Origin of the sequence: Corynebacterium cystitidis, from assembly GCF_900187295.1 — a bacterium.
Classification (GTDB): domain Bacteria; phylum Actinomycetota; class Actinomycetes; order Mycobacteriales; family Mycobacteriaceae; genus Corynebacterium; species Corynebacterium cystitidis.
In genome coordinates, this window is record NZ_LT906473.1 from 1505475 (window position 1) to 1531426 (window position 25952).

25 protein-coding genes and 1 pseudogene are annotated in these 25952 nt (G+C 57.8%); 9 read left to right on the top strand and 17 right to left on the bottom strand.

Annotated features, from left to right (window positions below):
- The first annotated feature begins 18 nt into the window (after positions 1–18).
- Positions 19–1398, top strand: a complete 1380-nt coding sequence (locus CKV99_RS07035; protein ID WP_092256922.1) for an amino acid permease — start codon at positions 19–21, stop codon at positions 1396–1398.
- Positions 1399–1402: 4 nt separating this feature from the next.
- Positions 1403–2368, top strand: coding sequence for a 2,3,4,5-tetrahydropyridine-2,6-dicarboxylate N-succinyltransferase (gene dapD, locus CKV99_RS07040; protein ID WP_092256920.1), 966 nt, complete (start codon positions 1403–1405; stop codon positions 2366–2368).
- Between the two features lie 25 nt (positions 2369–2393).
- On the opposite strand, the gene CKV99_RS07045 is transcribed toward dapD, so the two are convergent.
- The 9 genes from CKV99_RS07045 to typA all read right to left on the bottom strand — a co-directional run bounded on the left by CKV99_RS07045 (position 2394) and on the right by typA (position 12217).
- The gene (locus tag CKV99_RS07045) at positions 2394–3692 is read right to left on the bottom strand and encodes a hypothetical protein (protein ID WP_092256918.1); all 1299 of its coding nucleotides are present in this window, start codon (positions 3690–3692) and stop codon (positions 2394–2396) included.
- A 204-nt stretch (positions 3693–3896) separates the two neighbouring features.
- On the bottom strand, positions 3897–4484 hold the full coding sequence (locus CKV99_RS07050) for a GtrA family protein (protein WP_092256916.1): 588 nt from the start codon (positions 4482–4484) through the stop codon (positions 3897–3899).
- Positions 4485–4553: 69 nt separating this feature from the next.
- A complete protein-coding gene (gene dapC / locus CKV99_RS07055; protein WP_092256913.1) occupies positions 4554–5660 on the bottom strand; it encodes a succinyldiaminopimelate transaminase in 1107 nt (368 codons plus the stop codon).
- A 49-nt stretch (positions 5661–5709) separates the two neighbouring features.
- Positions 5710–6033 carry a ferredoxin gene (gene fdxA, locus CKV99_RS07060; RefSeq protein ID WP_092256910.1) on the bottom strand — a complete coding sequence of 108 codons (324 nt, stop codon included), beginning with the start codon at positions 6031–6033 and terminating at the stop codon, positions 5710–5712.
- A 65-nt stretch (positions 6034–6098) separates the two neighbouring features.
- Positions 6099–6485, bottom strand: a complete 387-nt coding sequence (locus CKV99_RS07065) for a hypothetical protein (protein ID WP_092256907.1) — start codon at positions 6483–6485, stop codon at positions 6099–6101.
- Positions 6486–6490: 5 nt separating this feature from the next.
- Complete coding sequence (gene mshB, locus CKV99_RS07070; RefSeq protein ID WP_092256904.1) at positions 6491–7372, bottom strand: N-acetyl-1-D-myo-inositol-2-amino-2-deoxy-alpha-D-glucopyranoside deacetylase; 882 nt, start codon at positions 7370–7372, stop codon at positions 6491–6493.
- A 12-nt stretch (positions 7373–7384) separates the two neighbouring features.
- The gene (locus CKV99_RS07075; protein ID WP_092256901.1) at positions 7385–9064 is read right to left on the bottom strand and encodes an ABC transporter family substrate-binding protein; all 1680 of its coding nucleotides are present in this window, start codon (positions 9062–9064) and stop codon (positions 7385–7387) included.
- 26 nt (positions 9065–9090) lie between these two features.
- Positions 9091–10296, bottom strand: coding sequence for an MFS transporter (locus tag CKV99_RS07080; protein WP_231909971.1), 1206 nt, complete (start codon positions 10294–10296; stop codon positions 9091–9093).
- A gap of 7 nt (positions 10297–10303) precedes the next feature.
- The gene (gene typA / locus CKV99_RS07085; RefSeq protein ID WP_092256899.1) at positions 10304–12217 is read right to left on the bottom strand and encodes a translational GTPase TypA; all 1914 of its coding nucleotides are present in this window, start codon (positions 12215–12217) and stop codon (positions 10304–10306) included.
- A 354-nt stretch (positions 12218–12571) separates the two neighbouring features.
- Here typA and CKV99_RS07090 point away from each other — a divergent pair, with 354 nt between their 5' ends.
- Genes CKV99_RS07090 through arsC form a run of 3 tightly spaced genes read left to right on the top strand, consistent with a single transcriptional unit; the run spans position 12572 to position 14214 of the window.
- On the top strand, positions 12572–13282 hold the full coding sequence (locus tag CKV99_RS07090) for an Rv1157c family protein (protein ID WP_231909972.1): 711 nt from the start codon (positions 12572–12574) through the stop codon (positions 13280–13282).
- Positions 13283–13310: 28 nt separating this feature from the next.
- Positions 13311–13847, top strand: coding sequence for a DUF402 domain-containing protein (locus CKV99_RS07095; RefSeq protein WP_092256896.1), 537 nt, complete (start codon positions 13311–13313; stop codon positions 13845–13847).
- Positions 13848–13872: 25 nt separating this feature from the next.
- Positions 13873–14214, top strand: coding sequence for an arsenate reductase (glutaredoxin) (arsC, locus tag CKV99_RS07100; protein WP_092256892.1), 342 nt, complete (start codon positions 13873–13875; stop codon positions 14212–14214).
- 5 nt (positions 14215–14219) lie between these two features.
- On the opposite strand, the gene CKV99_RS07105 is transcribed toward arsC, so the two are convergent.
- The 6 genes from CKV99_RS07105 to CKV99_RS07130 all read right to left on the bottom strand — a co-directional run bounded on the left by CKV99_RS07105 (position 14220) and on the right by CKV99_RS07130 (position 18841).
- The gene (locus tag CKV99_RS07105; RefSeq protein ID WP_092256888.1) at positions 14220–14702 is read right to left on the bottom strand and encodes a nucleoside/nucleotide kinase family protein; all 483 of its coding nucleotides are present in this window, start codon (positions 14700–14702) and stop codon (positions 14220–14222) included.
- Entirely contained in the window at positions 14699–15460 is a 762-nt protein-coding gene (locus CKV99_RS07110) for an energy-coupling factor transporter transmembrane component T family protein (RefSeq protein WP_092256885.1), read from the bottom strand. Before CKV99_RS07110 ends, CKV99_RS07105 begins: the two co-directional genes overlap by 4 nt.
- Entirely contained in the window at positions 15457–16785 is a 1329-nt protein-coding gene (locus CKV99_RS07115) for an ABC transporter ATP-binding protein (protein ID WP_092256881.1), read from the bottom strand. The genes CKV99_RS07110 and CKV99_RS07115 overlap by 4 nt, the downstream gene beginning before the upstream one ends.
- Complete coding sequence (locus tag CKV99_RS07120) at positions 16782–17378, bottom strand: ECF transporter S component (RefSeq protein WP_231909973.1); 597 nt, start codon at positions 17376–17378, stop codon at positions 16782–16784. The genes CKV99_RS07115 and CKV99_RS07120 overlap by 4 nt, the downstream gene beginning before the upstream one ends.
- A gap of 192 nt (positions 17379–17570) precedes the next feature.
- Positions 17571–17930 (bottom strand): DUF2218 domain-containing protein, encoded by a 360-nt coding sequence (locus CKV99_RS07125; protein WP_092256877.1) that lies wholly within the window; start codon positions 17928–17930, stop codon positions 17571–17573.
- Between the two features lie 11 nt (positions 17931–17941).
- Positions 17942–18841, bottom strand: a complete 900-nt coding sequence (locus CKV99_RS07130) for a 2-dehydropantoate 2-reductase (protein WP_092256874.1) — start codon at positions 18839–18841, stop codon at positions 17942–17944.
- 88 nt (positions 18842–18929) lie between these two features.
- Between CKV99_RS07130 and CKV99_RS07135 the strand changes: the two are divergent.
- From CKV99_RS07135 to CKV99_RS07145, 3 genes and pseudogenes are all read left to right on the top strand, one after another.
- Positions 18930–19859 (top strand): annotated as a pseudogene (locus CKV99_RS07135) (DUF808 domain-containing protein); the annotation flags it as partial.
- A 287-nt stretch (positions 19860–20146) separates the two neighbouring features.
- The gene (locus CKV99_RS07140; protein WP_092256868.1) at positions 20147–21319 is read left to right on the top strand and encodes an NAD(P)-dependent malic enzyme; all 1173 of its coding nucleotides are present in this window, start codon (positions 20147–20149) and stop codon (positions 21317–21319) included.
- A gap of 26 nt (positions 21320–21345) precedes the next feature.
- Positions 21346–22410 carry a lipoyl protein ligase domain-containing protein gene (locus tag CKV99_RS07145; protein WP_092256865.1) on the top strand — a complete coding sequence of 355 codons (1065 nt, stop codon included), beginning with the start codon at positions 21346–21348 and terminating at the stop codon, positions 22408–22410.
- Positions 22411–22485: 75 nt separating this feature from the next.
- On the opposite strand, the gene CKV99_RS07150 is transcribed toward CKV99_RS07145, so the two are convergent.
- Complete coding sequence (locus CKV99_RS07150) at positions 22486–24048, bottom strand: aspartate:alanine exchanger family transporter (RefSeq protein ID WP_092256863.1); 1563 nt, start codon at positions 24046–24048, stop codon at positions 22486–22488.
- A 246-nt stretch (positions 24049–24294) separates the two neighbouring features.
- Between CKV99_RS07150 and CKV99_RS07155 the strand changes: the two genes are divergently transcribed.
- Complete coding sequence (locus tag CKV99_RS07155; protein WP_408607532.1) at positions 24295–25797, top strand: DUF4185 domain-containing protein; 1503 nt, start codon at positions 24295–24297, stop codon at positions 25795–25797.
- 3 nt (positions 25798–25800) lie between these two features.
- Here CKV99_RS07155 and CKV99_RS14750 read toward each other — a convergent pair whose 3' ends face one another.
- The gene (locus tag CKV99_RS14750; protein ID WP_157728389.1) at positions 25801–25950 is read right to left on the bottom strand and encodes a hypothetical protein; all 150 of its coding nucleotides are present in this window, start codon (positions 25948–25950) and stop codon (positions 25801–25803) included.
- Positions 25951–25952 lie beyond the last annotated feature (2 nt).

Consider the following 25952-nt stretch of genomic DNA (forward strand, 5'->3'; position numbering starts at 1 on the left):
GTGAAAGAGGCTCGACATATGGCAGAACAATCTAATACTCGTCTCGGTTCCGGCCTGAAGACCAGGCATTTGACGATGATGGGACTCGGTTCCGCAATCGGCGCTGGCTTGTTTTTGGGCACCGGTGTGGGCATTCGTGCAGCGGGTCCTGCTGTCTTGGTGGCTTACATTATCGCCGGCATGATTGTGGTGGCGATCATGCAGATGCTGGGTGAGATGGCTGCAGCACACCCCTCGTCCGGTTCCTTTTCGTCCTACTCGCGCCAGGCCTTCGGGCGCTGGGCTGGGTTCACTGTGGGCTGGTTGTATTGGTTCATGTTGGTGATGGTGCTCGGCGCGGAAATGACTGGTGCTTCCGCCATCATGGGCGCCTGGTTCGGTGTAGAGCCGTGGATTCCTGCGCTTGTCTGCGTCGTTTTCTTCGCCATCGTGAACTTCGCCCAGGTGAGGGGCTTCGGCGAGTTTGAGTTCTGGTTTTCCTTCATCAAGGTGGCCGTGATCATTGGGTTCATGGTGATCGGTATCGCTTTGTGGCTGGGGCTACTTCCTGGAACTAGCTTCGTGGGTACCGCGAATATTGTGGCGTCTGGCTTCGCCCCCAATAGGTTGCCCGGCATTGCCGCCGGTTTGTTGGCTGTGGCTTTTGCTTTCGGTGGTATTGAGCTGGTAACTATTGCGGCTGCGGAGTCTGAGGATCCAGCCCGTTCGATCGCCACGGCGGTCCGCAGCGTCATCCTCCGTATCTCAGTGTTTTACCTGGGCTCAGTGTTGATTATTATTTTGCTGCTGCCGTACGAACGCATCGATAATGCTGAGACCGCTGCGGAATCACCATTCACCCAGGTCCTCGAGATGGCGAATATTCCTGGCGTTGTGGGCTTTATGGAAGCTGTGATTGTTCTCGCATTGTTGAGTGCTTTCAACGCTCAGATTTACGGCACGTCCCGGATCGCGCACAATCTTGCACTCGAGGGTGATGCGCCTGCAATTTTGGGGCGCACGAACAAAGCCAATGTGCCAATTAACTCAGTGGTTTTGTCCATGGTTTTTGCGTTTCTATCGGTTGGTTTGCAGTGGTGGAACCCGGTAGGCCTGCTAGACTTCTTACTCAATGCTGTCGGCGGCTCACTGATGGTGGTGTGGTTCATGATCGCCTTGAGCTTTATCAAGCTGCACCCGCAGCTGGTCGCCAACGGTCAGATCACTACCGTACGAGTCAAAGGCTGGCCCTGGGTGCCATGGCTCACCGTTGCAGCACTGCTTGGTCTGACCGTGCTGATGTTGTTTGACGATGCGGCCCGCGCCCAAATCGTTGCGGTGGCGATTCTCACAGCAGGATTAGCAATACTTTCCGTGTTTGCTAAAAATAAGACTTACCGTCCGAAAGAAAACGTCTAACACTATGACTTCTGCATTCGCCCACGGCCTGGCTACCGTCACTTACGACGGGACCGTGCTCGACGTGTGGTATCCCGCCCCAAAGCTGGATGAACCTGTCACTAGCACCGGGACCGAACGCCTCGAGACCACACCTCAACAATTCGCTAGCCTGGCAGGACCAGACGAGGACCGGGGAGTGGCGCGCATCCCCATTGCAACCTCCATCCAGGATATTTCCCATCCTCCACTGGACACATACGACGCATACCTGCGCCTTCACTTGCTCTCCCACCGCCTGATCCGCCCGAATGAGGCCAACACCACCGGCATCTTCAACCTGCTGGCCAATGTTGTGTGGACTAACTACGGCCCCTGTGCAGTGACAGACTTTCAAATGGTACGGGGCCGGCTGGCAGGTAAAGGCCCTGTCACCGTGTTCTCGGTGGATAAGTTCCCGCGGATGGTTGACTACGTTGTGCCCTCCGGCGTGAGTATCGGTGACGCTGACCGGGTCCGCCTCGGCGCCCACCTAGCTGAAGGCACCACCGTCATGCATGAAGGTTTTGTGAACTTCAATGCTGGCACCGTGGGCCCCTGCATGGTAGAAGGCCGGATCTCCGCGGGTGTTACCGTCGACAGCGACACCGATATAGGTGGCGGTGCCTCCATCATGGGCACGTTATCCGGCAGAGGCGACGAGACCATCACTGTCGGCCAGCGTTGCCTCCTTGGTGCGAATGCTGGTATCGGTATTTCGCTAGGCGATGATTGCGTGGTCGAGGCAGGCCTCTACCTCACGGCAGGAACAAAAGTCACCGTCTACGGTAAGGTCGCCGAGCAGCTCGGTGTGGGCGATGGCACAAGAAAGAAGGCTTTGGAGCTTTCCGGCCAGCCGGCAATCTTGTACCGCCGCAACTCGGTGACAGGTGCAGTTGAGGCAACTCGCTCCCCGGGCGTCGAAGGGAACAACGAGTTTCACTCGCGCTAGTATTTCCAGTACTTATCGTGCACTTTTAGCAGCGCAGTCCGGGCCCCTGGTCTGGGCTGCGTTTTGTTCGCGGGGTCGCTGCCACGCGCCCTGCGGCCATGGGTGCCATCATCGGCCCCGTGGCCACCCCTCGGGTGGCGGGGCTACCTACCCCGATCCCGGCTGGCAGGGCCGCGTTGTGGGCCTGCGCGATCGAAACACCACTGCCTAAGATGCTCGGAGCTGCAGCCACGCCTGGTTGCGCTGCCCCGATACCTGCGGCGGCACTCACACCTGCCGCTGCCCCAGGTACCGCAGCGGCCTGTGTCGAGGCATCAGCAGCCGACACCGCCTTCTCCTGTGGATCCAGCATGTCCGCGAGTGGGCTCGAACCCTGACCACACAGGCACATGGTTTTTTCTACATCAGCGGGCCACTGCAACTGCGGCGCCCCCGCAGCGAAGCGCTGGGCAATCCAACTCAACGCGTCCGCTCCTCCACGCAGTTGACCACTGATCAAAGACAACAGTGGTGGCACCGCGTGGCGCAGCAGCACCCCGAGTTGGCCAGGCAAAGCATCCAGGAAGCTGCGCTCCACAAGAGCGCGCGCAGCTGCGTCCAACATACCCAACCCAGGGCCCAGCACACCTAGTACCGCACGTAGGATGTCGACGATTACCGCAATAAATTCCACGCATAGTTGCATGATCTGGGCTGCAAGCGCGATAGCCTGCGCAATGCTGGCCAGCATTTCGAGCGTCTTGCTCGCCTGTTCAGTACTCTGCCCTTCCATTGTGGTAGAAAGGTCACGCGACATCGTCGTAAAGCGAATACCCACGCTCTCGGCGATCCGTGCAAGTTCACCCCAGAGCCACACGCTGCGGTATACCTCGTCGAGGTTCGTTGTTTCCACGGCTGCGGTAAAAGTGGTCAGATCAGGTATCGCCACGGGATCGTTGCCTGCCACCCCAGGGTGAGGCAGAGGCGCAAACCCTAGCTCTGGCAATGTGGGAAGAACCACGGTGACATCGTCGATTGGCATCCCTTCAAGCGCTCGCGCGTTGTCGTCGTCGCCGGCGTCAATCACATCGGCATCGGCGCGTAGAGCATCTACCACGAAAGTGACGTGGCGGTTGAGGTAGGCGATGGCGTGAAGTGCGGATCCTTCAGGCCCAGACAAGCACTCACGATGGTACGCCCCAAGCTCCACCAGCCCGGGAATGGTGGTAAAACTGGCACCTGGTCCGGCGCCCTGGGTGTGGCGGTGTAGTGTGTCCAGCTCATCAATCAGACCCGCTGTGACATCAGCGTGTTGACGCAATTGGTCAGTGTCGACAGAAAGCATTTAAAGGTTCCCCCTCTTCATGGTCGGGGACGTAGCTTCGGAGTGCAGCGCGGTTGCTGGTGCCTCCCCCGAGGGCGCCAGCTGTGGTCTGCCCCAGTATGGCCCACAATCTAACCGAGTGCAGCACTGCCGTGCACACTGTAGTGTGCACCGCAATGTTCACCAGTATGTTGCACCACGAAAATATCCACAGCCTCCGCGAGGTTAGCGAGGGGTTTGCTCGGCGACCACTGTGACCTTGGGCTTTGCAAACGTCCACAACTTGTTGATCACGAAGTTTACGGGCATGGCCACCACGATCGAGATTGCTTGCGCCCAATAAAACTTGGTGCGCAGGCCCGTGGAGCCGTCAAACACGTCATCCGGTAGGCTAATCGGGCTTGTGGGATTCATCAACAACGTCAGCACGATCAGCGACACCATATAAGCGAATAATCCCGTGGCCAAGAAGGAGAAAAACCCACGCAGCCAGGATCGCTTGGGCACGCCTTGAAAAGTCCACGACCGGTTGAGTTGGTAATTCCACGTGTTGGCCACAAGAAACGCAATCGTGGCAAAGACGTGGTACCAGCGCACGTTGTACTGGGTACCAAAAAGATTAAAAAAGATGTCGTCTTCAAAGATCCCCCAGCCCAATTCAGCGATCTTTTTCGACACATACGTTACCGCGAGGTTCACAATAGTGCCGGAACCACCGACGATGCCGAACATGAGAAACTGGCGCATCCCGTTGAGAACACGCACCGTCGATAGCGCCTTAGTACTCCCGGTGGAGGTTGGTTGTTGAGTCATAGCCCCCTCCTTGCCAAGAACCGACCGCACATCGAACTCATTAAAAACTTTACTGTCTGTTAACCAAGTCTATCGGGAAGCACTCAAATTGAGACGGCGACAGGCCTCGTCGATACGCTCGTCCGTGGCGGTTATCGCAATACGCACGTACTTTGCGCCGGACGGGCCGTAGAAGTCCCCAGGTGCTGCTAAGATTCCCTGCCCAGCAAGCCAATCGACGGTGTCACGTCCATGTTCCCCACGGGTGGCCCACAAGTAGAGGCCGGCCTCGGAATGCACAACCGACAGGCCTGCCTCGGTCACAGCCTTCAGCAACTTAGCGCGGCGCAGCGCATAAGTCGTCTTCTGTAATTTTTCGTGCAGGTCCCCGTTGAGTGCTGCGATCATCGCCTGCTGGATCGGCCCGGGCACCATCAGGCCGGCATGTTTGCGGATCTCAGTCAGTTCCTTGATCAGCGCGGTATCGCCCGCAAGGTAGCCAGCACGGTAGCTAGCCAGATTCGAAGTTTTAGACAGCGAATGCACAGCGATCAGGTTCGAATTGTCGCCGCCTGAAACGGAGTCGTCGAGAAGCGACAAGGGCTGCTTGTCATCTTCCCAGCCCAGACCCAAGTAACACTCGTCAGAAGCGACGATGCAGCCGGTATCACGGGCGAAATCGCGCCACACGCCGAGCTCCTCGGCGGTAGCCACGGCCCCTGTGGGATTGGACGGAGAGTTGATGAAAGCTAGCTGGGCACCGTCGACAGGCGCGTCGGAACGCACTGGCTGACATCCGGCAATCAGTGCCGCTACCTCGTAGGTAGGATAAGCCACCGTGGGGATAATTACGGTGGCTCCGCGCATGCCCAACAACGTCGGCAGCAACGCGATCGCTTCCTTCGTGCCGATGACTGGCAGAACACTGTCGATGTCTAAACCTGCCATGCGATACCGACGCTCAAGCGCACCAACAATCGCCTCGCGCAGTTCTACCGTACCCACGGTAGTGGGATAACCGGACTCGGCTGCGGCCTCAGACAAGGCCAGCTGGATCCCAGGATCGACTGCGTCAACAGGGGTTCCCACCGAAAGATCTACGATGCCATCGGGGTGGCCCGCTGCCGTCTGCTTCGCCTGGGCCAAAGAATCCCAGGGGAAGTTGGGCAAAACGGAGCTTAAAGGAGTGCGATCCATACAGTCGTGTTCCCGCTTCTCGGAATTGTACTAGTCTTGGTGAATTGTATTAATCCTGGTTCTGTGGTGGCAGGGCTTCAATGAAAGGATGGTCGAAGTCTTGTGGCCCCAGCTTCGCTGCGCCACCTGGAGAGCCAAGATCATCGAAGAAACCAACGTTAGCGTCATAGTAGTCTGCCCACTCTTCCGGAGTATCATCCTCGTAGAAGATAGCCTCGACCGGGCACGCCGGCTCGCAGGCACCGCAGTCCACGCACTCGTCGGGGTGGATGTAGAGCATGCGCTTGCCTTCGTAGATGCAGTCCACTGGGCACTCTTCAACGCACGCGCGATCGAGCACGTCGACGCACGGTTGAGCAATAACGTAAGTCATCGGTTGTTCTCAAACTCCTGATCTAGATTGATGAAAATAGTGTACTCGCACTGCCTACGAGTATGTCATTGAGACCGCAGCGCCGGAAATAATCCACCGATTAAACCCGACAAAACCAGAACTAATGCGCGGATCTCGTCAGCGAAGAACACCTCACCAAACATGCTCACGCCAAACACCAACAGGAAAAGCACCAGCACCCAGCACACGACAGGCAGCAGAGCAACCCACCTTCGATCAGTCCACAACAAAGCCGTCCGCGTCAGCACCAGATTGAATAAAAACGCCAGCACAATCGGGTAAGGAAACGGCACCGAACCGACCTGGGCATCAAGATACACAAGCGACATCAACGCCGAGAAAGCAGCACCCAACGCTAACCATCCGTACGCCGTGACCCGCTCCCCCTGCGTAAAGTCAGTGCGGTAGACCGATCGGGAAGAAGATCGCATCGTGCCTATTTCTCGATCCCGTCCAGTAAACCAGCGCCATGAGCCAGCCCAATACCAGCACCAAGCTGGTAATGCTCACGCCGCAGGATCGGCTGAGCAATCAAATTGGACAGGGCAAACACTGTCCGCGGGCCACCGCCGAACGCCGCATGCGGGTTCGTGACTGACACATCTCCATCCGCGATCCATACCTGTGTGGCATGCGCACGCATCGCCTCCACCTTCTGGTGATAGATGATATCGTCCATCGTCACCCAGGTATCGCTGGTCTCCACGGCGGCGAGCTCACCAGGTTCCGGCGCGCGCCACCCCTGCGGGATAGCCGTGGCTGCATCAGCATCCAGCTCCTCGCGCAACTGGACAGCCCACACGATGCGGGGAATCTCCACGCGCTGCGCCGCCGCATGAGTGATCTCATGGGCGCGAATATGGTCCGGGTGCCCATAGCCTCCGTCCGGCCCATAAGTGATCACCAGATGGGGCCGCTCGCGCTCAAAAATTTCAACCAACTCATCCACAGCCCGCTGTCCTGAGTTCACAAAAGCACGAGGATTGGCGTGAGCCGGAGAGCCCGCCATACCGGAGTCGCGGTGCGCACCCGCACCACCTAAGAATTCGCCGCGCACCCCCAGGATCTCCAGAGCACGTGTCAGCTCATGGATGCGGAAACCTCCAAGCTGATCAGCTTCATCCTTGACTAAGTGCTGGTAGGTCTCCCCGATCACTTCACCTTCCTCACCAAGCGTGCACGTGACTACCAGCACGTCAGCCCCCCGGCGCGCTAAGTCCGCCAAGGCTGCGCCGGTGGCAATAGATTCATCATCAGGGTGGGCATGGACTGCAACAACGCGGTAGCCCACGAGGTCTCGAGTTGTGTTCACGGTCATTGTTGGGACTCCTTAATTATGCTCAGTGTCAGCCTCAGTCAGGGTGTCCGGCGGCATCACACTCGGCTCACCGGGCGAAGCGATGCCCCCTAGTGTATCGGGCAGTCGCCATGTCTCTGCCGTCGATAACCCAGCCTCCCATTGGTTCAAATCAGGGTCGGGTCCCACCACACCGGGGCCAAGAACAAGCAGGCGCGTTTCGTGTAACAACGGCACCCAGATCGCTTCACGACGATTAACTGCATCAACATACTCTTGGGCCGTAGCTGGGTCTATCCTGCCGGCGAGAACGTCACGGGAAAACTGGTCGGTCTCTGGGGTGCAATAACCAGATAGGTTGCCAGCACGGTACTTGCCTGAGGGGCATAACAATTCACTGGCTGCGTCGTTGGCGGTGAGATCCTCATGGTCCCACATGATCACACCGTCGACATCGCCATCGGGCAGCCGGTTAGTGGTGGCATCACGCAGGTCTGTCGCAACCACCTCGGCGCGCACTCCGCGCTGGTTGAGCATATCTACCAAAGAACGCGCAGCCGCCGAAGCAGCGCTGTCCGCCGGGTCTGCCACCAACCGCAATGGTCGATTCTCCTCCACTGCCGCACGAACACGTAGAGGTTCTGCTTCAGAAACGGCCTCGTGCTCGGCGACCTTGAGGTCTGAAGATCGCCCGGCAGCAATCCGCGCCAAAAGTGGAACATCGATTAAGGAACGAAGCTCCGCGCGTACCTGCTGGTCGGCGAGCACCGGAGAGGTCGTCGACAAGCTGATGCCCAGCGTGCGCGGAGTATCGATCATACGCTGCTGGGTCTGTGGAATCAGACGATACGTATCCGCTGATGTTTCAGCAGGCACACTATCGACAAACTGGATCTGGCCAGATCGGAGCTGATCAGCGCTGTGAGTAGTCGAGCGCACTGCTACCAGCGTCAGCAGGTCAATGGTAGCCGGGTCGGTGCCCCAGAATCGATCATTACGGTGCAAGGTGATCATTTTCCTGCCCCGGTCAACCTCCTCCACCATGTAGCGGCCTGCAGATGCCGGAATGTCATCGCGCATTCCCCTGTGGAAACTATTCGTATCCAAGCGAAGGAGATGAGAAGGCAGAAGGTGCCGGAAGAGCTCCTGCCAGTAAGCCACGGGTTCGGAGAAATCAACATGGACGGTCTTACCTCCCGCCCCGCTGACGCGCACATCCTGGATTGCGCGGTAACCTGCTGGGTCCACCACCCCTGGAGTAGTTGACATTTGCTGCCACAGATAGTTGAAGTCTGCGCCAGTCAAAGGGGTCCCATCGGACCACTGCGCGGCATCATTAATTTGGTAACGCACAGTCATCGCAGCGGGTGATTCAGGTTCCACTACGGCCTCGTCAAGAATGTCCACATTAAGCTGCCCACCCACAAAAGCGCTGGGCAGTACGAGATTCGCGATTGAGAGGACCACGGAGGATTCGTCGGCAAGCACATGCGGGTTCAGGCCGTTGCGCAACGCCTCCACGCCCACCGCAATTTCAGAGCGCTCCTGGTCCGGCGCAGCTGATGTCGATGAAGTCGTGGTCGTGGTCGTGGTCGTTGTCGGTGCAGGCTCCGGTTCGACCGCTGGCGGTGGGCCCGGATTCGCAGCACACGACGACACCATAAGACCTGCCACGACAAGGCCTGTGGCGACGAGGTGAAGGCGGGTTCTCATTCTTCTTGTTGTATCACGGGCACGCGTCAACTGTCGGATTGGTGGCTGCGCAGACCCTGTGAAGATACCACCACGGCCACACCAATCACAGGAAGAACAAGCAGCGCCACACGAAGCGTCGTCAGCTCAGAAATCACACCCAGAATGGGACTGGCTAATAAAGCACCGGCGCGCATGATCCAACTGACAATCGTCAAGCCCGTCGACTGCGCCACGCCCGGTAACTCAGCGGACACAGCATAGGCACTGGGAATCAAGGTAGCAGCACCCCAGCCAGCAAACACGTAACCGAGAAACAGCAACCACGGCTGTGTGGCCACCACCACGCACACCCCTCCCAGAAGAATGCTGATTCCACCCCACCGTGCAATCGGCACACGCCCGAACCGGTTGATCAACACGTCCCCTGCGAACCGGCCGATCATATGCGCTGCAAAAAGGGCCATATAGGCAACCCCTGCCGCCTCGAGACGCACCCCAGCTACAACGTTCGCCGACAACGGCGCCCAATTATTTCCGATATCTTCCACAACGGATCCTGACAGCGCCACAACCGCCGCAGGCAGCGCGATGAGCAGGGCCCGGCCAGTGATCGCCGCGGATCGCTTCGTGGTTTCAGCATCACCTGCGTTATCCGCTGCTTCCACAAACCCATCTGGCGGTGCACCAACCTCACCCATCATCGCGGCTGCGATCAGAACAAGTAAAATTTGAACGGCTGCGATGAGCGCTAAATGCATCTGTAGGCCCATTCCACAAACCGCAGCCGTAGTGGCACTGAGCCCACCGAGCACCGCACCCAGCGACCAGCAGGCATGCAGCGACGACATAAATGAGACACCCACATCGTGTTGAATACGCACAGCTGCAACATTTTGAGAGACGTCAATGATGGCGTCGAAAAGCCCAAAGAGCATCAACGCCACCACAAGACTTATCAGACTGTGAGAAAAACCTATGGTGGCCAGAAGGATCGCGGTGACAACAGTGCCCACAACCATCACTGGGCGGGCACCGAAATTACGCTCCGCCCACGTCGGCAAGAATGTCGCCAGCAGTGAGCCGACGGCCACAGCGGTAACCATAAACCCATAGACGGCGTCAGATAAGTCCGCCTGTTGTTTCAGCGTGGGGTACCACGGCAGCAGGGCACCGACGGAAATGCCGTTGGTAATAAACATCAACGCGGAACCCAAAGGTCGTTGAAGTGCCTTCAGATTCCGCATCACCATAGGAAACTTACTGATTCATTTGCTTTTGACGGGAACGGGCACGCCCACGCTCAGTCGAGTTCAGAATAATCTTGCGCACACGCATCGCCTCAGGAGCAACCTCAACGCACTCGTCCTCATCACAAAACTCGATCGCCTCATCGAGCGAGAGGTTCCGGGCCTTCGCCAAGGTCACCGTGGCATCTGCGGACGCCGCACGCATATTAGTGAGCTTCTTTTCCTTAGTGACGTTGACGTCCATGTCCTCGTCGCGGTTGTTAATGCCCACAACCATGCCCTCGTACACCTCGGCACCTGGCTCAACAAGGAACTCGCCGCGGTCCGCCAAGTTCATAATTGCGTACGCAGTGGCTTGACCAGCACGGTCAGCAACCAAAGATCCGGTGGGGCGGCCCTTGATTTCGCCTGCCCAGGGACGAGACTCAATGGAATACGAATTGGCGATACCAGCACCGTGGGTCTCCGTCATAAAGGTAGTGCGGAAGCCGATCAGGCCACGGGCCGGAACGTCAAACTCCATGCGCACCCAGTCACCTGCAGCGTTACCCATAGACGTCATCTGGCCTTTACGGCCCGCCAACAGCTGCGTGACATTGCCCTGATACTCACTCGGAGTATCAATCACAATATGCTCATACGGCTCGTGGATCTTACCGTCGATTTCTCGGGTGACCACCTGCGGCTTACCCACCGTCAGCTCAAACCCTTCGCGGCGCATCGTCTCAATCAGCACCGTTAGTGCCATCTCGCCACGGCCCTGAACCTCCCAAGCATCGGGGCGCTCTGTAGGGAGAACGCGCAGCGACACGTTACCGATCAATTCCTGATCCAAGCGAGCCTTGATCATCCGGGCAGTTAGCTTATCTCCACCGTTGCGGCCCGCCATCGGCGAGGTATTCACGCCAATAGTCATGGACAACGCTGGCTCGTCGACCTTGATGCGAGGCAACGGCTCGACATTGTCAGGGTCAGTAAGGGTATCACCGATCATGATTTCATCCACCCCAGAGATTGCAGCGATATCACCCGCAACAACCTCACCCTCAGCCGGTACACGCTCGAAACCAACAGTGCGTAGCAATTCAGCCACTCGCACGTTCTTCACATGCTGTTCGCCCTCAGCGTCATAGTGGATCCACGCGACCTGATCGCCCTTCTTCACCGAGCCACGGTGCACGCGAATCAGAGCGATACGGCCCAAAAAGGAACTGGAATCAAGGTTGGTCACCTGCGCCTGGAATGGCGCGTCTGCTTCTGCCGCTGGCTCTGGAATCTCGTTATAGATGACATCGACTAGGGGCTGTAGATCCTCATTGTCTGGAAGCTCACCGTTGCCCGGATTCTCCAGGCAAGCGCGACCAGCACGGCCTGAGGTGTACAAGACAGGCAGGTCAAGCAATTTTTCTGCGGCTTCTGCAGCGGCTGGATCCTCCAAACCAGCACCGAGTTCCAGCAAGAGGTCTTGAGCTTCTTCAACAACTTCATCAATCCGCGCGTCAGGCCGGTCAGTTTTATTGACGCAGATAATTACGGGTTTTTTCGCCTCTAATGCCTTGCCCAGGACGAAACGGGTCTGTGGCAGCGGGCCTTCGGAGGCGTCGACCAGCAACACGACGCCGTCAACCATGGACAGGCCACGCTCGACCTCACCACCGAAGTCGGCGTGGCCCGGAGTATCAATCACGTTGATGATGAGGTCGCGGCCGTCCTTGCCCTTGCCTGGGCGACGAATTGCCGTGTTCTTCGCCAGGATGGTGATACCCTTCTCACGCTCGAGGTCACCGGAGTCCATGACGCGGTCCGCTACTTCACCGTGGTCGCCGAACACACCGGACTGCTCTAGCAGCGCGTTAACGAGGGTGGTCTTGCCGTGATCAACGTGGGCGACGATAGCTACGTTACGGAACTCTGGATGGGACACGAAGGGTGCTCCTCTATTTCAAAACATCGTATGAACGTTTAAACCCTACTCCCAATATGGCTTCTGCGCACTTCCACACGAGCACTCCGCAGAGGTCTCACACCCGGCCGATAAACCGTAGGCCGACAAAACCACTTGACATTGGCGCAATTGTGAATATTGTTACTTTTGTTAGTGAAGTTGCAATTGTTAATGCAGTTACTGGAATTAGTGTATCTACTTTAGCTCTTGTAGCTGCTATAGTTTGGTGGGGTCTTAAGCGCTGTTGGCACTGTCGAGCGTTGTGGCTTCCGCCAACCCCGGTGGCTATTGAAGTCCGGCCACACCACACACCTAGGGTTAGGAATAATTTTCGTGCGAATACAACCGACCGTCGCTCGCGCCGTCGCCGCCACCGCAACCGCTGGGGCTATGGCCGTCGGCGCGCTTGCTTCCCCTGCCGCGACCGCCAACTCTGATTTGAGCGCCGCATGGAACCAACAAGGCAGCTCCATAGTCGCACCTTATATCGACGAAATCGGCCGCCCCACCGACTACACCGTGGCGCGCATCAACGAGTTCGCCAGCCAGCCGTGGGTTCCCGCAGATGTCGAAAACGCGCTCCGCACCGCTGCCGCTTTTTATTCCGGCCAGGGCGAACCCGGTGGACCACCACTTCCTGAAGATGCCCCACCGTTTACCCAGTTCTACTGGCCCACCGTATCTTCCGATTGTATGGGCCCAGGCCTTCACTCCACCGCCAGCGCCATTGTGGTGCCTGGCCCCAGCACCGATGTGCGACCTCAGCCCGGTGCTGGTCAGGCCACCTTTATTTTCACGGCTTTAGGCACCCCAGCGGCAGCACCCGACCAAGGTTTGATGAACGTGTACTGGCTGAATACCACCACATTCCAATCAGGAGTAACACCCCTCGGCAATAACGGGATAAACAAAACAGGACCGACAACTTTGTCGGGACTGGCACATACCGGCCACGGCACAGTGATTGCTGTTGTCACAGGAGCGGCGAAAACTGATAGCAACACCTGTTCATTCGCACCGACGGCAGCAGTGTTTAACGTGTAGCGTTTTTTGAAAGATCGTGAGGCACCCCATGAGCGCTGATCTCCACCCAGTCAAGCAGGAGACCTTTGACACCTCCTCGAAGACTAATACAGACCCGAAAGGGTTCTTGCGCGACGTCGACACGTTCTACGAAACAGAGTTCGGTCTATATATGGCGCGCGGGGCCAACCACCCACGCTTCGGATACCTCGAAAGCTGGCTCTTGCCGGACTTGGGTTTGCGCGCTAACATCTTTCACTTCCGCGAAGGGGTCGACGAAGTTCAGGACTTCTACTTCGATGTTGCCGACATTGACAACAACGGTGATGTGTGGTCAACGCGCGATCTTTACGTTGACCTGATCTCGGTCTCCGGCGAACCTATTGATGTGCAAGACATTGATGAGCTAGCGGCGGCAACATCTGCCGGACTCATCACCGCGGCTGAGGCAGAGCGCGCAATCGAACATACGCTTGCAGCGGTTGACGGCATTACGCGTCACGACGACAACCCCATGCAGTGGCTGCACACCATCGGTTATGATCTGACCTGGGCAGACGAGGTTAAACTTACCCCTGTTGGTTAGAATCTGTTGGTTAGAATCTGTGCCCATGAGCACGATCTATCACAACCCGCAGTGTTCCACTTCTCGCACTGCCCTGTCTATCCTGCGCGAGCGCGGCGAGGAACCCGAGGTGATCAAGTACCTCGATACGCCCCCATCGAAAGAAACGCTGGCTGAGCTTATCGACGCTGCTGGCCTGACCGTCCACGAGGCCATTCGCACCCGCGAGCAGCAGTACCAAGACCTCGGGCTGAGCAAGGACACGCCTGACGACGAGCTACTCGATGCCATGGTCGCCCACCCGCGGCTGATCCAGCGCCCCATTGTGGTCACAGACAAAGGTGTCCGCATTCCTCGCCCCTTGGATCTGCTAGACGAAATCCTCTAGCCCCTCTAGCCCTGGAGAACGAGATCCGCAGTGACAGGAAGTTCCTTTAACCGTAGTTCCCGTTCCTGCTCGGCCCACATGTCCCAGTATTCGGCATAGCCCGGGTCGCGTTCGAGAGCGCGGCGTTTCCGGGCATCGTAGGGAGCGGTGATCCGCACTGTAAAAACGTCGCCCAGCTGTGATGCGGCCTGGTACGAAGCTTGGGTAAGAGCACCGACCCCTTCGATGATGAGGTCTGCTTCTGGGTCGAGTTGTACCCATTGTCCCGGCTGGTTCTTCTCCCAATCCCACCGCGTGAACCCGGGTTGGGTAGGGTGCAGGACGTCGTGGACAACCATGCGCACACCTTCTGCAAGCCCTGACCATCCTGGATAAAAATCGTCGAGGTGGACCACGGTCATACCAGTGTCACGGCCAAGCTGGTTGGCAAACGTGGTTTTTCCGGACCCAGAGGGCCCATCGACCAAAATAATTATCCGCTTGCTCATACTGCTCCCAAAAACATGAACTGACCGGTCAATATAGACACCGCTACCGCACCCAGGCCAATGAGCGCACACGTGATGACAAAGGCCCACTCTTGGCCACCAAACCGCGCTGTGCGGGCGAAGGTGCGCTGTGTGTCAACACGGCCAAACCCGCGGGCTTCCATCGCTGTGGCCAGCTTTGATGCCCGGCGCAGAGCCGTTACAAGTAAACCGAACACGATCGACCACCAGTATTTCATGCGTCCTACCTCAGCCAGTCCACGGGCGCGACGCGACCGGCGCATCGCATCAATGTCATCGCGCAAAAGCCCTAGCATGCGTAGCGCCGCAACCGTGCCGATGACAAACCGTGGGGGCAACTTCAGGTTTTGGGCCAACCCGTCGCCTAAATCGGTCGGGTCAACATCTGCAGATAACACGATGACCGGCAGCCCGACAGCCAGAACACGCAAGCCCATCGCCAACGCCAGCTGGAGAGAATTGTCCGTGACCTGGATCAACCAGAACTGCGCGTAAGTTTCTCCTCCTGGTCTGCCGTACAGCGCCATAGGCACAGCAGCAAGGGGAGCTGCAACAAAAATCGGCCACGAGCGCTTCACCAAACGGCCCCACCCCACGCCCACCAGCGGTGCCCCCAACACGATGCATACCAGTGCCACCACGGCAGACACCCAGTCCAATGTGAGCAACACCGGGGTGGTCATCATCAGCATGCTCAGCAGCCGGGCCACCGGGTTAATTCCTGCGATCAGATTCATGTCACCACCACCTGGTGGTCTCCCAGACTGCGGGTGAAATGCTCGTCGTGAGTAATGGACAACACCGTGGTGCCCTGATCAGTCAAGGAGCGAATCAACCCCACCAGTTCCACAAAGGTACGTGCATCTTGGCCGAACGTCGGCTCATCCAGGACAACAAAAGCCGGTGTATTAACCAGCGCTGTAGCCACCGAAAGCCTGCGCTTTTCTCCCCCTGACAGCGTAAAAGGATGAGCTTGAACAACATGGTCAAGGCGTAGCCGTTGCACCAACTCGTCGATCCGCGCGCTGGGTGCTCCAGAAACCATCAGCTCGTCATACACAGTGCGTGCGACGAACTGGTGCTCTGGATCCTGGAAGACGTAGCCAATGCGCTGGGCCAAGTGCCGCGATGACCACCTCACCGGTGGCGCAGTCAGACCTTGACGGATCGATTCCGCGTACTCCAGAGTGCCCCCGTTACTGGTTGATAGACCCGCAAGCGTTGTCGCCAGGGTGGTTTTGCCAGTGCCGTTAGCACCAGTCATTACTGTGGAGAAACCCTCGGGCAGTTCGAGGCTACGTGGTGGACCCCAGTCTGTCAGCAGCTCGTCGGCACGCACAGCCCACGGCGCACCCGACGCAGACCGCGCAACCGGAAGATCGGGGGGCCCGGGTAGCTGGTTTGCGCTAATCGCCTCCAGTCCATCACTGCCTAGTCGGTAGATCGAGTCGATCAGCGCAAGCCAGGGGCCTGGATTATGCTCAACGACGACCAACGTGGCGCCGGTGCGCTCAAGGACGCGCGCGGTGGCCTCGATGATGGAACGGGTGCCCTCAGGGTCAAGGTTTGCAGTTGGCTCATCAAAGACCAGAACGTCGGCGCCCATGGCGAGCACACCCGCGAGCGCTAGGCGCTGCTTCTGCCCGCCCGACAGCAACACTGTCGGGTGATTCAGAGCAACGTCGAGCCCCACCAGCTCAAGAGCTGTGGTTACACGCGCCCAGATTTCGTCGCGGGGCACACCTAAATTCTCGCACCCGAAGGCAACATCGTCGCCCACCCGTGAGGAGATCACTTGGGAGTCAGGGTCCTGCAACACCATCCCCACGGTTCCATTGACCTCGAGGCGCCCTGTGCTCGAGCCCTCCTCATCATCATTCAATAACCCTGCGATCAAGTGCAGCAAGGTAGACTTTCCTGCGCCAGAATCCCCCGTCAACAAGACGGCTTCCCCACGCTGCACAACCCAGTCAACACTGTGGAAAGCCGGATCGCGGCGCATCGCGTGGCGGTATGACAGATTGCCGGCCTGAATGGCCGGAGACAACGAGGTCGAGGTCATTGCGGGCGCCCCGCAGCAAAACGATCAAGCGCCCCAGTCCGTGCCAAGGCCTGAACCAGAAAGTGCCCGACTACACCAGCCAAGATCGCACCGGAGATGACCAGGCAGGTCAGGTAAATCAGGTTGAACTCCACGGTTTTTGCGATATTGGCGCTGGTAAAGAGCTCTAAGATATAAGCGCCGACAGCCCCACCAACGCCTGCCAACATGGCCACAGGCATGGTGAAGCGTCGATAAGCGAAAATAGCGAAGGCAAGCTCCGCGCCTACACCTTGCGTCATGCCCGCATAGAGCGTCTCCACACCCCACTGGCTGCCCAGTACCGCAGAGACGGTGGCGGCAACCAGTTCCACAAATAGCGCAGCACCAGGCTTGCGAATTATCAGACCGCCAACCACGCCTCCCAAAAACCACATACCCGCAACGAGCCCGCCGAAACCAGGGGTAAATGTGTTTAAAGCGGTAAAGCCGGCGTAGCCGAACAGATTCCACATCCAGAAGATCACACCGCACGCCACGCCTAGGACCGCTGCGGTAACGATGTCGATGACACGCCATCTATTTCTAGATTTTTTCAATAAAGGCTGACTCACAACCATTCCTTCCTCGCGCCGGTACTAACCGGATCAGGTTCGACGGTCCGCCAGCACAACTGGCTATCTCAGCCCCATTAACGTGGGGCACCCGTGGGTACGCACTTCAGTAAATCAAATTGGCACAGAGTTTGCCAAGTATCTCACCATGGTTCTCACCATGGATCTCACCGAATGCGTGGTTGAGCAGGGCTACTTCTCTAGGTCAGCAACGCTGTAATGCGCTTCACTACCGCCACTGCGGGTCCACGTCACCTGCAAGTTGTCCTTCGCACCGAATCGAATCAGGTGCATCGCGACGATGCGTTCACATTCTTCCACGCGCGCCGGCTCAGCAGTCATGGTCATCATGAGGACATCATCGCTGGCGATTAAATCCACCTGGGTAGGTGTGCCGTCGATACCCTCACCGGGAAACTCAATCGTGCCGCGCGCGGCATCGGAATCCCAATGTGTGTTGAGCTTTCTGGAAAAGTGTGACGCCAGTTGTTTGGCGTAGCGGGCAGGGCGCTCGGTTCGCACACGTGCTGTTGAAGTCAAAGTTTCACTCATGTGAGCTTACCCTACCCTAACCTAGAAAGAATGAGGTTGATCGCAAATTCATGCAAGGGTGCTCCTCCTCCGCCCCGGCCGGCTTCGCGGACGATTGCCCCCGCCTGAGAATCTATCTCACCAGGGTTGCCAGCTGCGATATCACGCTGCATCGACGTCGTGGATTCAGCAGGCATTGAGTCCGCAAAGTCCATCGTGCGATCCACCACGTCAAGGCTAAGAGGTACCCCCATCGCGCGCCCTGTCGCGGCCACCTCCTCCATTAACGCCACCAACGTCGCGCGCCAAGGACGCTGTCGCAGCACCCCCAGGGGAGCATCCACCACCGCACCTAGCACGCCTGCGCAGGTAACAAACATGGCTTTCTCCCACACATCAACGAAAATGTCATCGCGTACGATCCCGTCGATGCCTGCAGCATCAAGGGCAGTAGCAAAGGCGGAGACGCGCTCGTCGTCACGCCCATCCCAGGTGCCAATAGTCAACGAGCAGGGACCGCCATGAAACTCCGCCTTGGCTGGGCCTTCGTGGTGGAAGTAGCCTCGCACAACTCCAGGCAGTGTGCGGTGCGTGCCGACGACCTCCGCCACCCGGTGTGGCACCTCGACCGAATTCTGGGTCACCGCGACAAGAGCCCGGTCGCTGATACCGGCCAGAGTCTGATCAAGGTCTCCACCGGTGGCCTTCATAGCAAGCACCACAATGTCTGCATCGGTTACTTCGGAGACATGCTCTACCGTGTGGACCGGGATGGGGGCTTCGCCATTCAGCACGATGCCCCGATGGCGGAGAGCTTCCAGCGTCTGGCCGCGTGCCACCACGGAAATATCGTGTTCGTGGCCACCAGATCGCGCGAGGTTTCCCGCAAACCATGAGCCAACCGCGCCCGCGCCAATAAAAACGATTCTCATACTCAGAGATTCTAGTAACCAGGAGTACACTTATCGCGGATGCGGATTGTTGCATCCATATTTATCTTATTGCGAAAGGTTTTCGATTATGGCTGGTGGCCTGCTCGCGCTTCTCGACGACGTCGCACTGATTGCCCGGACCGCTGCGTCATCTGCCGACGATGTTGCTGCCCTCGCTGGTAAAACATCAATGAAGGCTGCTGGCGTTGTCATCGATGACGCTGCTGTGACTCCGCAGTACGTCGACGGTGTCTCCCCCGCCCGTGAGTTGCCCATGATCTGGCGCATCACCAAGGGTTCATTTTTCAACAAATTAGTCATCGTCCTTCCGATCGCTTTGTTGCTTTCCCAATTCGCGCCGTGGGCACTGACCCCGATCTTGATGGTTGGCGGCACTTACCTCTGCTACGAGGGTGCGCACAAGATCGTGCACAAGTTCACCCACAGCACGGACAAGGAAGAGGCGAAGGCGGCGAATAAGACGCCAACCGACGAGGACTCGCTGGTGAAGTCCGCGATTACTACGGACCTGATCCTGTCTGCTGAAATCATGGTGATTTCGCTCAACGAGATTGCTGATGAGTCCCTCTTGATGCGTACACTCGTGCTCATCGTCGTTGCCATAGGCATCACCATCGCCGTCTACGGTGCGGTGGGCCTGCTGGTAAAGATTGACGACATCGGTTTGGGCATGATCAAGCGGGACAAGGGGGCAGCTTTCGGCCGTGGCCTGGTCAAGGCGATGCCGATCGTGCTGTCCGCAATCGGTATTATCGGCACGATTGCGATGCTCTGGGTCGGCGGACACATCATGGTCGTGGGCGTCGATGAATTTGGTTGGCACTGGCCGTACGAAACGATCCACGGGTGGGAAACCGCCGTTGGTGGTGGCTTCCTGGGCTGGCTACTTAACACAACCGGATCGTTTATCTTTGGCCTGATCTGGGGCCTGATCATCGTGGGCATTATTGCCCTGGCCAAAGCCCTGGTTTCGCAGGAATCTACCCGTAGTGAGGACGAACTGACTCCTGCACAGGCTCAGGCCGAACTGCGCAAAGAAGCAGAGGAAGCCCGCGCAGCTGGTCGCTCGTCGACCGGTTCCACCGCACTGAGTACCGCCGACGGAGTTGTCAATGGTGTTGACGACGTCGATGGCGCTACTGGCGCGGAGGGCGAAGCCCACGCTTGACGACGACGTGCTGGGCTTGCTGCAATGCTGCGCTACTGTAGCACGGCATGCACCCCCGAAAAGGTGAGGTTAGCCATCTCCTGACTGTAATAGGCAGTTAATGAAATACTGGGTGTATGAGTAATTTGGAACCTGCGTCTCCTGCCAACCCAATCACTGATGCTGAAGTCTATGCCGCACACGCTGGCGGAAAGCTCACAGTGACTTCATCCCGGCGTCTTGAAACCAAGCGTGATCTGTCGGTGGTGTATAGCCCCGGTGTCGCCGTCGCCTGTATGGCCATCAAGAACAACCCAGAGCGAGTGCGTGAGCTCACTGGTACAGGCCGTACCGTGGCGGTGGTATCTGATGGCACGGCAGTGCTGGGTCTTGGCGATATCGGCCCTCACGCAGCACTTCCTGTGATGGAAGGAAAGTGCCAGCTGTTTACGTCGTTTGCTGATCTCAACGCCATCCCGATCGTGCTCGACGTGCACGACGTGGACGGTATTGTCTCAGCTGTCAAGGCTATTGCACCAAGCTTTGGTGCCATCAACCTCGAAGATATCGCCGCACCTGCCTGCTTCGAGGTGGAGCGCCGCTTGGACGAAGAACTTGATATCCCTGTCTTCCACGATGATCAACATGGCACCGCCATCGTGGTCACTGCAGGTATGTCCAACGCCTGCAAGGTCACCGGGCGAACGTTGGCTGATCTTCGTGTGGTGATCTCAGGTGCTGGCGCTGCGGGCGTAGCGTGTACGCGAATGCTGCTCGACGCTGGAGTCAAAGATATTGTGATGCTCGATTCCCGCGGAATTATTTCGAAGGGCCGCGACGGCCTCACCCCGGTTAAAGTTGCGCTTGCCGACGAGACGAACCCGCGCGCGCTCAGTGGTGGACCAGAAGAGGCGTTCCGCGACGCGGATGCCTTTATCGGTGTTTCCCGTGGGCATGTCGGTGAGGAGCTGCTTGAGCTCATGGCTGCGGACCCACTGCTATTTTCTTTGGCAAACCCTGATCCGGAGATCCCGCACGAGTTGGCGCAGAAGTACGGTTCCGTGGTGGCGACGGGTCGGTCCGATCTGCCAAACCAAGTCAACAACGTGCTGGCCTTCCCCGGAATTTTCCACGGCGCACTCGCCGCGGGGGCTACCAGTATTACCACCGAGATGAAGTTAGCAGCAGCCAAAGCGATTGCAGAGCAAGTTGGCGACGATCTGGCGCCAGATTTCATCATGCCTTCACCGTTGAACCCGAATGTTGCACCAGCAGTCAGCGCGGCAGTACAGGCGGCTGCCGAAGCGTAGCGCAAATTTTCGGTACAAAGGGTGGTATGACACAATCATTCCATTCTGAAACCAAGGTCCCCGGCGGAAAACTTGTGGTGGTGGACATCGACACAGACGGCGATGTGATCACCAATGCGAAGATCTCCGGGGACTTTTTCCTTGAACCCGACGAGGCCTATGACGCTTTGGGGCCAGCTTTGCAGGGCGCGACCACCCACGACGACACTCTTGCGTTAACCAACCGTCTAGACGCCGCGCTAGCGTCTTTCGATGATCTGGCCCTCCATGGGTTTTCCACGCGCGATGTTGCTCAAACAGTCCGCCGTGCAGTGACAGGAGCCGTCGATTTTACCGATCTAGACTGGGAAATTATCCATCCCGGACCGTTGCCTACCGTGATGAATGTGGCACTTGATGAACTTCTCATGGACCAGGTCGAGTCCGGCCAGCGTGGCCCCACACTGCGTTTCTGGGAGTGGGACGACCGCGCGACAGTCATTGGGTCTTATCAGTCCTATGTCAACGAACTCCAGCCCGCAGGTGTAGCCGAACATGATGTGCAGGTTGTGCGCCGAATGTCCGGTGGTGGCGCGATGTTTATGGAGGGCGGGAACTGCATCACGTACTCGCTGTATGTTCCGAATGAACTGGTCGCGGGCCTATCCTACGAAGATTCCTACGAGTTTTTAGACCGTTGGGTATTGGCGGCGTTAGCCGAACACGGTGTGAACGCCTGGTACGTGCCGATCAACGACATTTCCTCCGACGGAGGCAAGATCGGCGGCGCAGCCCAAAAACGCAAGGGCAAAACTGTGCTGCACCACGTGACAATGAGTTACGACATCGATGCTGACAAGATGATGGAGGTCTTGCGCGTTGGCAAAGCCAAAATTGCTGACAAAGGTATCCGTTCCGCGAAAAAGCGGGTCGACCCTCTTCGCCGCCAGACTGGTGCTCCACGCGAGGAGGTCATCGAAACGATGAAGACCACCTTCACCAACCGCTACGGGGCGAAACCTGCTGAGCTTTCACAGGACGACTACGATGCCGCGCAGCAGTTGGTGGACACAAAGTATTCCACCGATCAGTGGACTCACCGCGTGCCTTAAGAGTTACGCAGCTGCGCTGGAAGGTTGCGCAGCTGCGCCTAGTGCCGGTGCTCCGACATGTTAGGCAGAACCCTGTTAGACGAGCATGAACGGGATGACGACAATCTTAAAGATCAGGGCTACCGCAAATGTGGTGGAGTAGCCGTCCATGATGCGGTTGTCACTGGAGTTTTGCAGCGCGTACTGCAGCACTGCAGGCTGGCCGAGTAGGCCTGCGACAGCACCATTAGCGCGTCCAGCTGATTGCCCGAATGCCCACGCCATCAGCAGCAACGATCCACAGCCAACAAGTCCGATCAGCGCTGCTATACCGATGGTGATCAGGCCATCAAGGGAGAACGCCGTCGAAGCGAACGCCGGGCCCGATGCAGTACCAACTGATGCGAGGAAGAGCATCAAGCCAAACTGGCGTAGCGCATAGTTTGCGGAGCGTGGCAGCTGCCATGCGATGCGGCCCGTGCGGTTGAGGGCGCCCAATACCAAACCGGAAATCAGCGGTCCACCCGCCGCGCCGATCACAAAGCTTGCTCCACCGGGAAGCGGGAATGGGATCGCTGCCAGGATGAAGCCCAGTGCCAGGCCCGTGGCCGATGCTACCCAGTCCAGCTCGTTGGCCACTTGGATCGAGTTGCCGAGGTATGACTCCAAGCGGGTGACGTTTCTGGTGGGTACGATCACTTCGATGACATCACCGGAGGCGATGGTGACATCGTCAGTAGCCAGGATTTCTTCATCGCCACGTCGAATGCGCAGGGTTTGCGCACCAAACTTGGCGTATAACGGCAGGTTGTCCAGCCGGTTGCCGCCAATGTCTTGATTGGACACGCTAAATTTTTGCACAGTCAGCTGTGGCAATCGTCGCGATAGTGGTTGCAACGGGCGTCCGACGCGTTTCACGAGGTCCTCGCGGACACCTTCTTTCACCATCATGAACACGGTGTCCCCAGGGCTGAGTTCGAAAGTGGAATCGAGAATCTCGATTTTTCCATTGTGGCGTCGCACACCAGCTGTGATGTTGGAACCGAACTCCTCGACGAGTTCTTCTGAGGTGACTCGGTGTTGAACCGCCATGCGCACGCCACGGAGCTGGCTGCCTGCGGAATCATCCTCATCACGCGATGCCTTCCAGTTCTTGCCGATGGTGACGAAGACCAACAAAATGGCAACGACAATGCCTGTGGGGTAGCCGATGGAGTATCCCACTGCTGGCAAGTCAGACTCTGTCTGTACTTGCGCCAGCGACAACGAGGGTGTCGATGTCATCGCACCGGCGAAGGCACCAACGGACACTTCCCTGGCCACGCCCAGCAATCCGCCGACGAGTACCGCAGTCACGGCAGCCAAGATGATGGACACGATCGACATCGCCATCAGACCAAACTGTTTGCGAATGTTCTTGAAGAAGGACTCGCCTGCTTCGAGGCCGATCATATAAACGAAAAGCCCCAAGCCGAGGTCCTGTAGGGTGGCCAGAACAGCCTCTGGTAATTCGATGATCGCGCCGACGAAAAGGCCGATGAAAAGCGCGCCTGCGGCACCGAATTTGATCGGCCCAAAAGGGATGGCCCCAAAGGCCGTCCCCAAGCCGATGACTATAAAAATAGTCAAAAGCGCATTGTTTTGGAGAAATTCAATCACATCAGCGTACTCTAATAGAAAGCACCAATGAGGTCTGCACCGAAAGTAACGCACGCAGACCAAGTACCCCCAAAAAAGGGAAACCGCAGGCGACAGTCACTCGCCTCCAAGTAAGGCCGAAACCAGAGGTGTGTACAGGTGTCTCAGCGGGCAAATGTCGGCTCTGTTTGCTACTGTCTAATTCCGTAAAGTTTCCAGTTCAAAGACGTGTGAACCCCGTCCCTTTTAACGTGAATTGAGTACACCGTGAAGAAGAATACGTCGTATGTCGCTCTTGCTGTGGCAGGATCCCTCTCCGTCAGCGTGATCGCTGCACCCGCGTCTGCGCAGAGCTCGAGTTCATCGAGCTTGTCATCAGCATCAGAGCTCCAACACCTGTCGTCGTTAAGCAATGTGGCCTCCTCCGAGCTGGGTCTGCCAGTGCTCGGATCCTCCGGCAAGGGTTCGTCCAGCCCCTCGGGCTCCTCGGGCTCCTCGGGCTCCTCGGGCTCCTCGCAAAGCGACAAGCGCGTGACCGTGGATGGCGCGAACTGGGCGGATTCCATCTCAGATGGCCTGACCGTGACTAAGCTGGGCGATCTGCTCGGCCACGGCAAGTCGGAACCACTCCAAGTGTTCTCGGGCGACTTGGGTATCATGACCAAGCTCAGCCCCGGAGAAGAGTTTGCCATCATTTTCGGTGACTCCTTCCGCGGTCACCGCTTGGGCGAAGGCGAGTGGCTCAGCCCCGTCGGCGCTGTGGCCCGTAAGGACGACAACGGCCAAATCGAGATTGTGCGCCCCTTAAATCGTGGCTCGCAGGCCTATCAGCTGATCCGCTACGAACACAATGACCGTGGCCTCACCTTAATCCCCAGCGATATAATCAACATCAACGGCACCCTCTACATGCAGGGAATATGGAATGAGGGCATCGGCAATGTGTTGTATTCGGAGATCTTCAAGTCCTCGGATAACGGCCGAACATGGAAGTCGGTTGGCCGCACAAAAAGCTCCTACATGTCTGGTATGGGCAACCTAATCACGTGGGAGCAAGGCCCTGACGGTTATATCTACGTGATGAGCTCCCAGTTCAACCGCAATGATCCCGTCTACCTCAGCCGCTTCCGCGTCGAAGACATGGACGATCGCTCCAAATGGCAGCTCTACGACCCAGCAACCGGCCAGTGGGGCAAAGAAGCAGCACCGATCTTGAACGACAAGATGCAGGCCGGCGAGATGAGCTTGCGCTATATCCAAGGCCACTGGGTACTAGCCATGTTCAACGAGGAGACCATGGCCATTGAGGTGCGCATCTCCAAGGAGATCGCCCGCGACTGGGATGAGATCACTCCAGCCAACGTGGTCATCGCAGGCAAGGGCGGCTGGAGCGCAGCTCAGACCCCATCAAACTTCACCCAGTTGTACGGCGGTTATATCGTTCCGGGCTCTACCTTGGACAACTTGGATCTAGTAGTTTCCCAGTGGAATACCAGCAATAATTCCCGGTACAACTCCACCCAGTTCAACGTGAAAGGCTTGGACGAATTCTTCGGCATCGACGTGAATGCGCCTCAGGCACCACCGACGCAAATCCGTTCCGTTGGTGATCAGGATGTCCTCGAGGTTGCTGAGACCGAGATCGATCCTGAGTTTGAGAAGCAGCTCACCCAGGAAATGACCATCGAGGAATCCACTGACATTGAGGTTCTCCCTTTGGAAGAGACGTCGCCCGGTAAGACCGCCGCGACGGGAACCACAACTCAGTAGTATTTAGCGCGTCGGGGTGTGAATCCAACCCTCCGCCACTCCCGCCTCGACGTCTGCGAGGTAGTCGTCGTTAAGCGCTGCTATCTCGGTCCGCACAGGGCCGGCAGCAAGGTCAATTCCCACCAAAACAACTCTGCTTGGTTGTGTGTTCACCG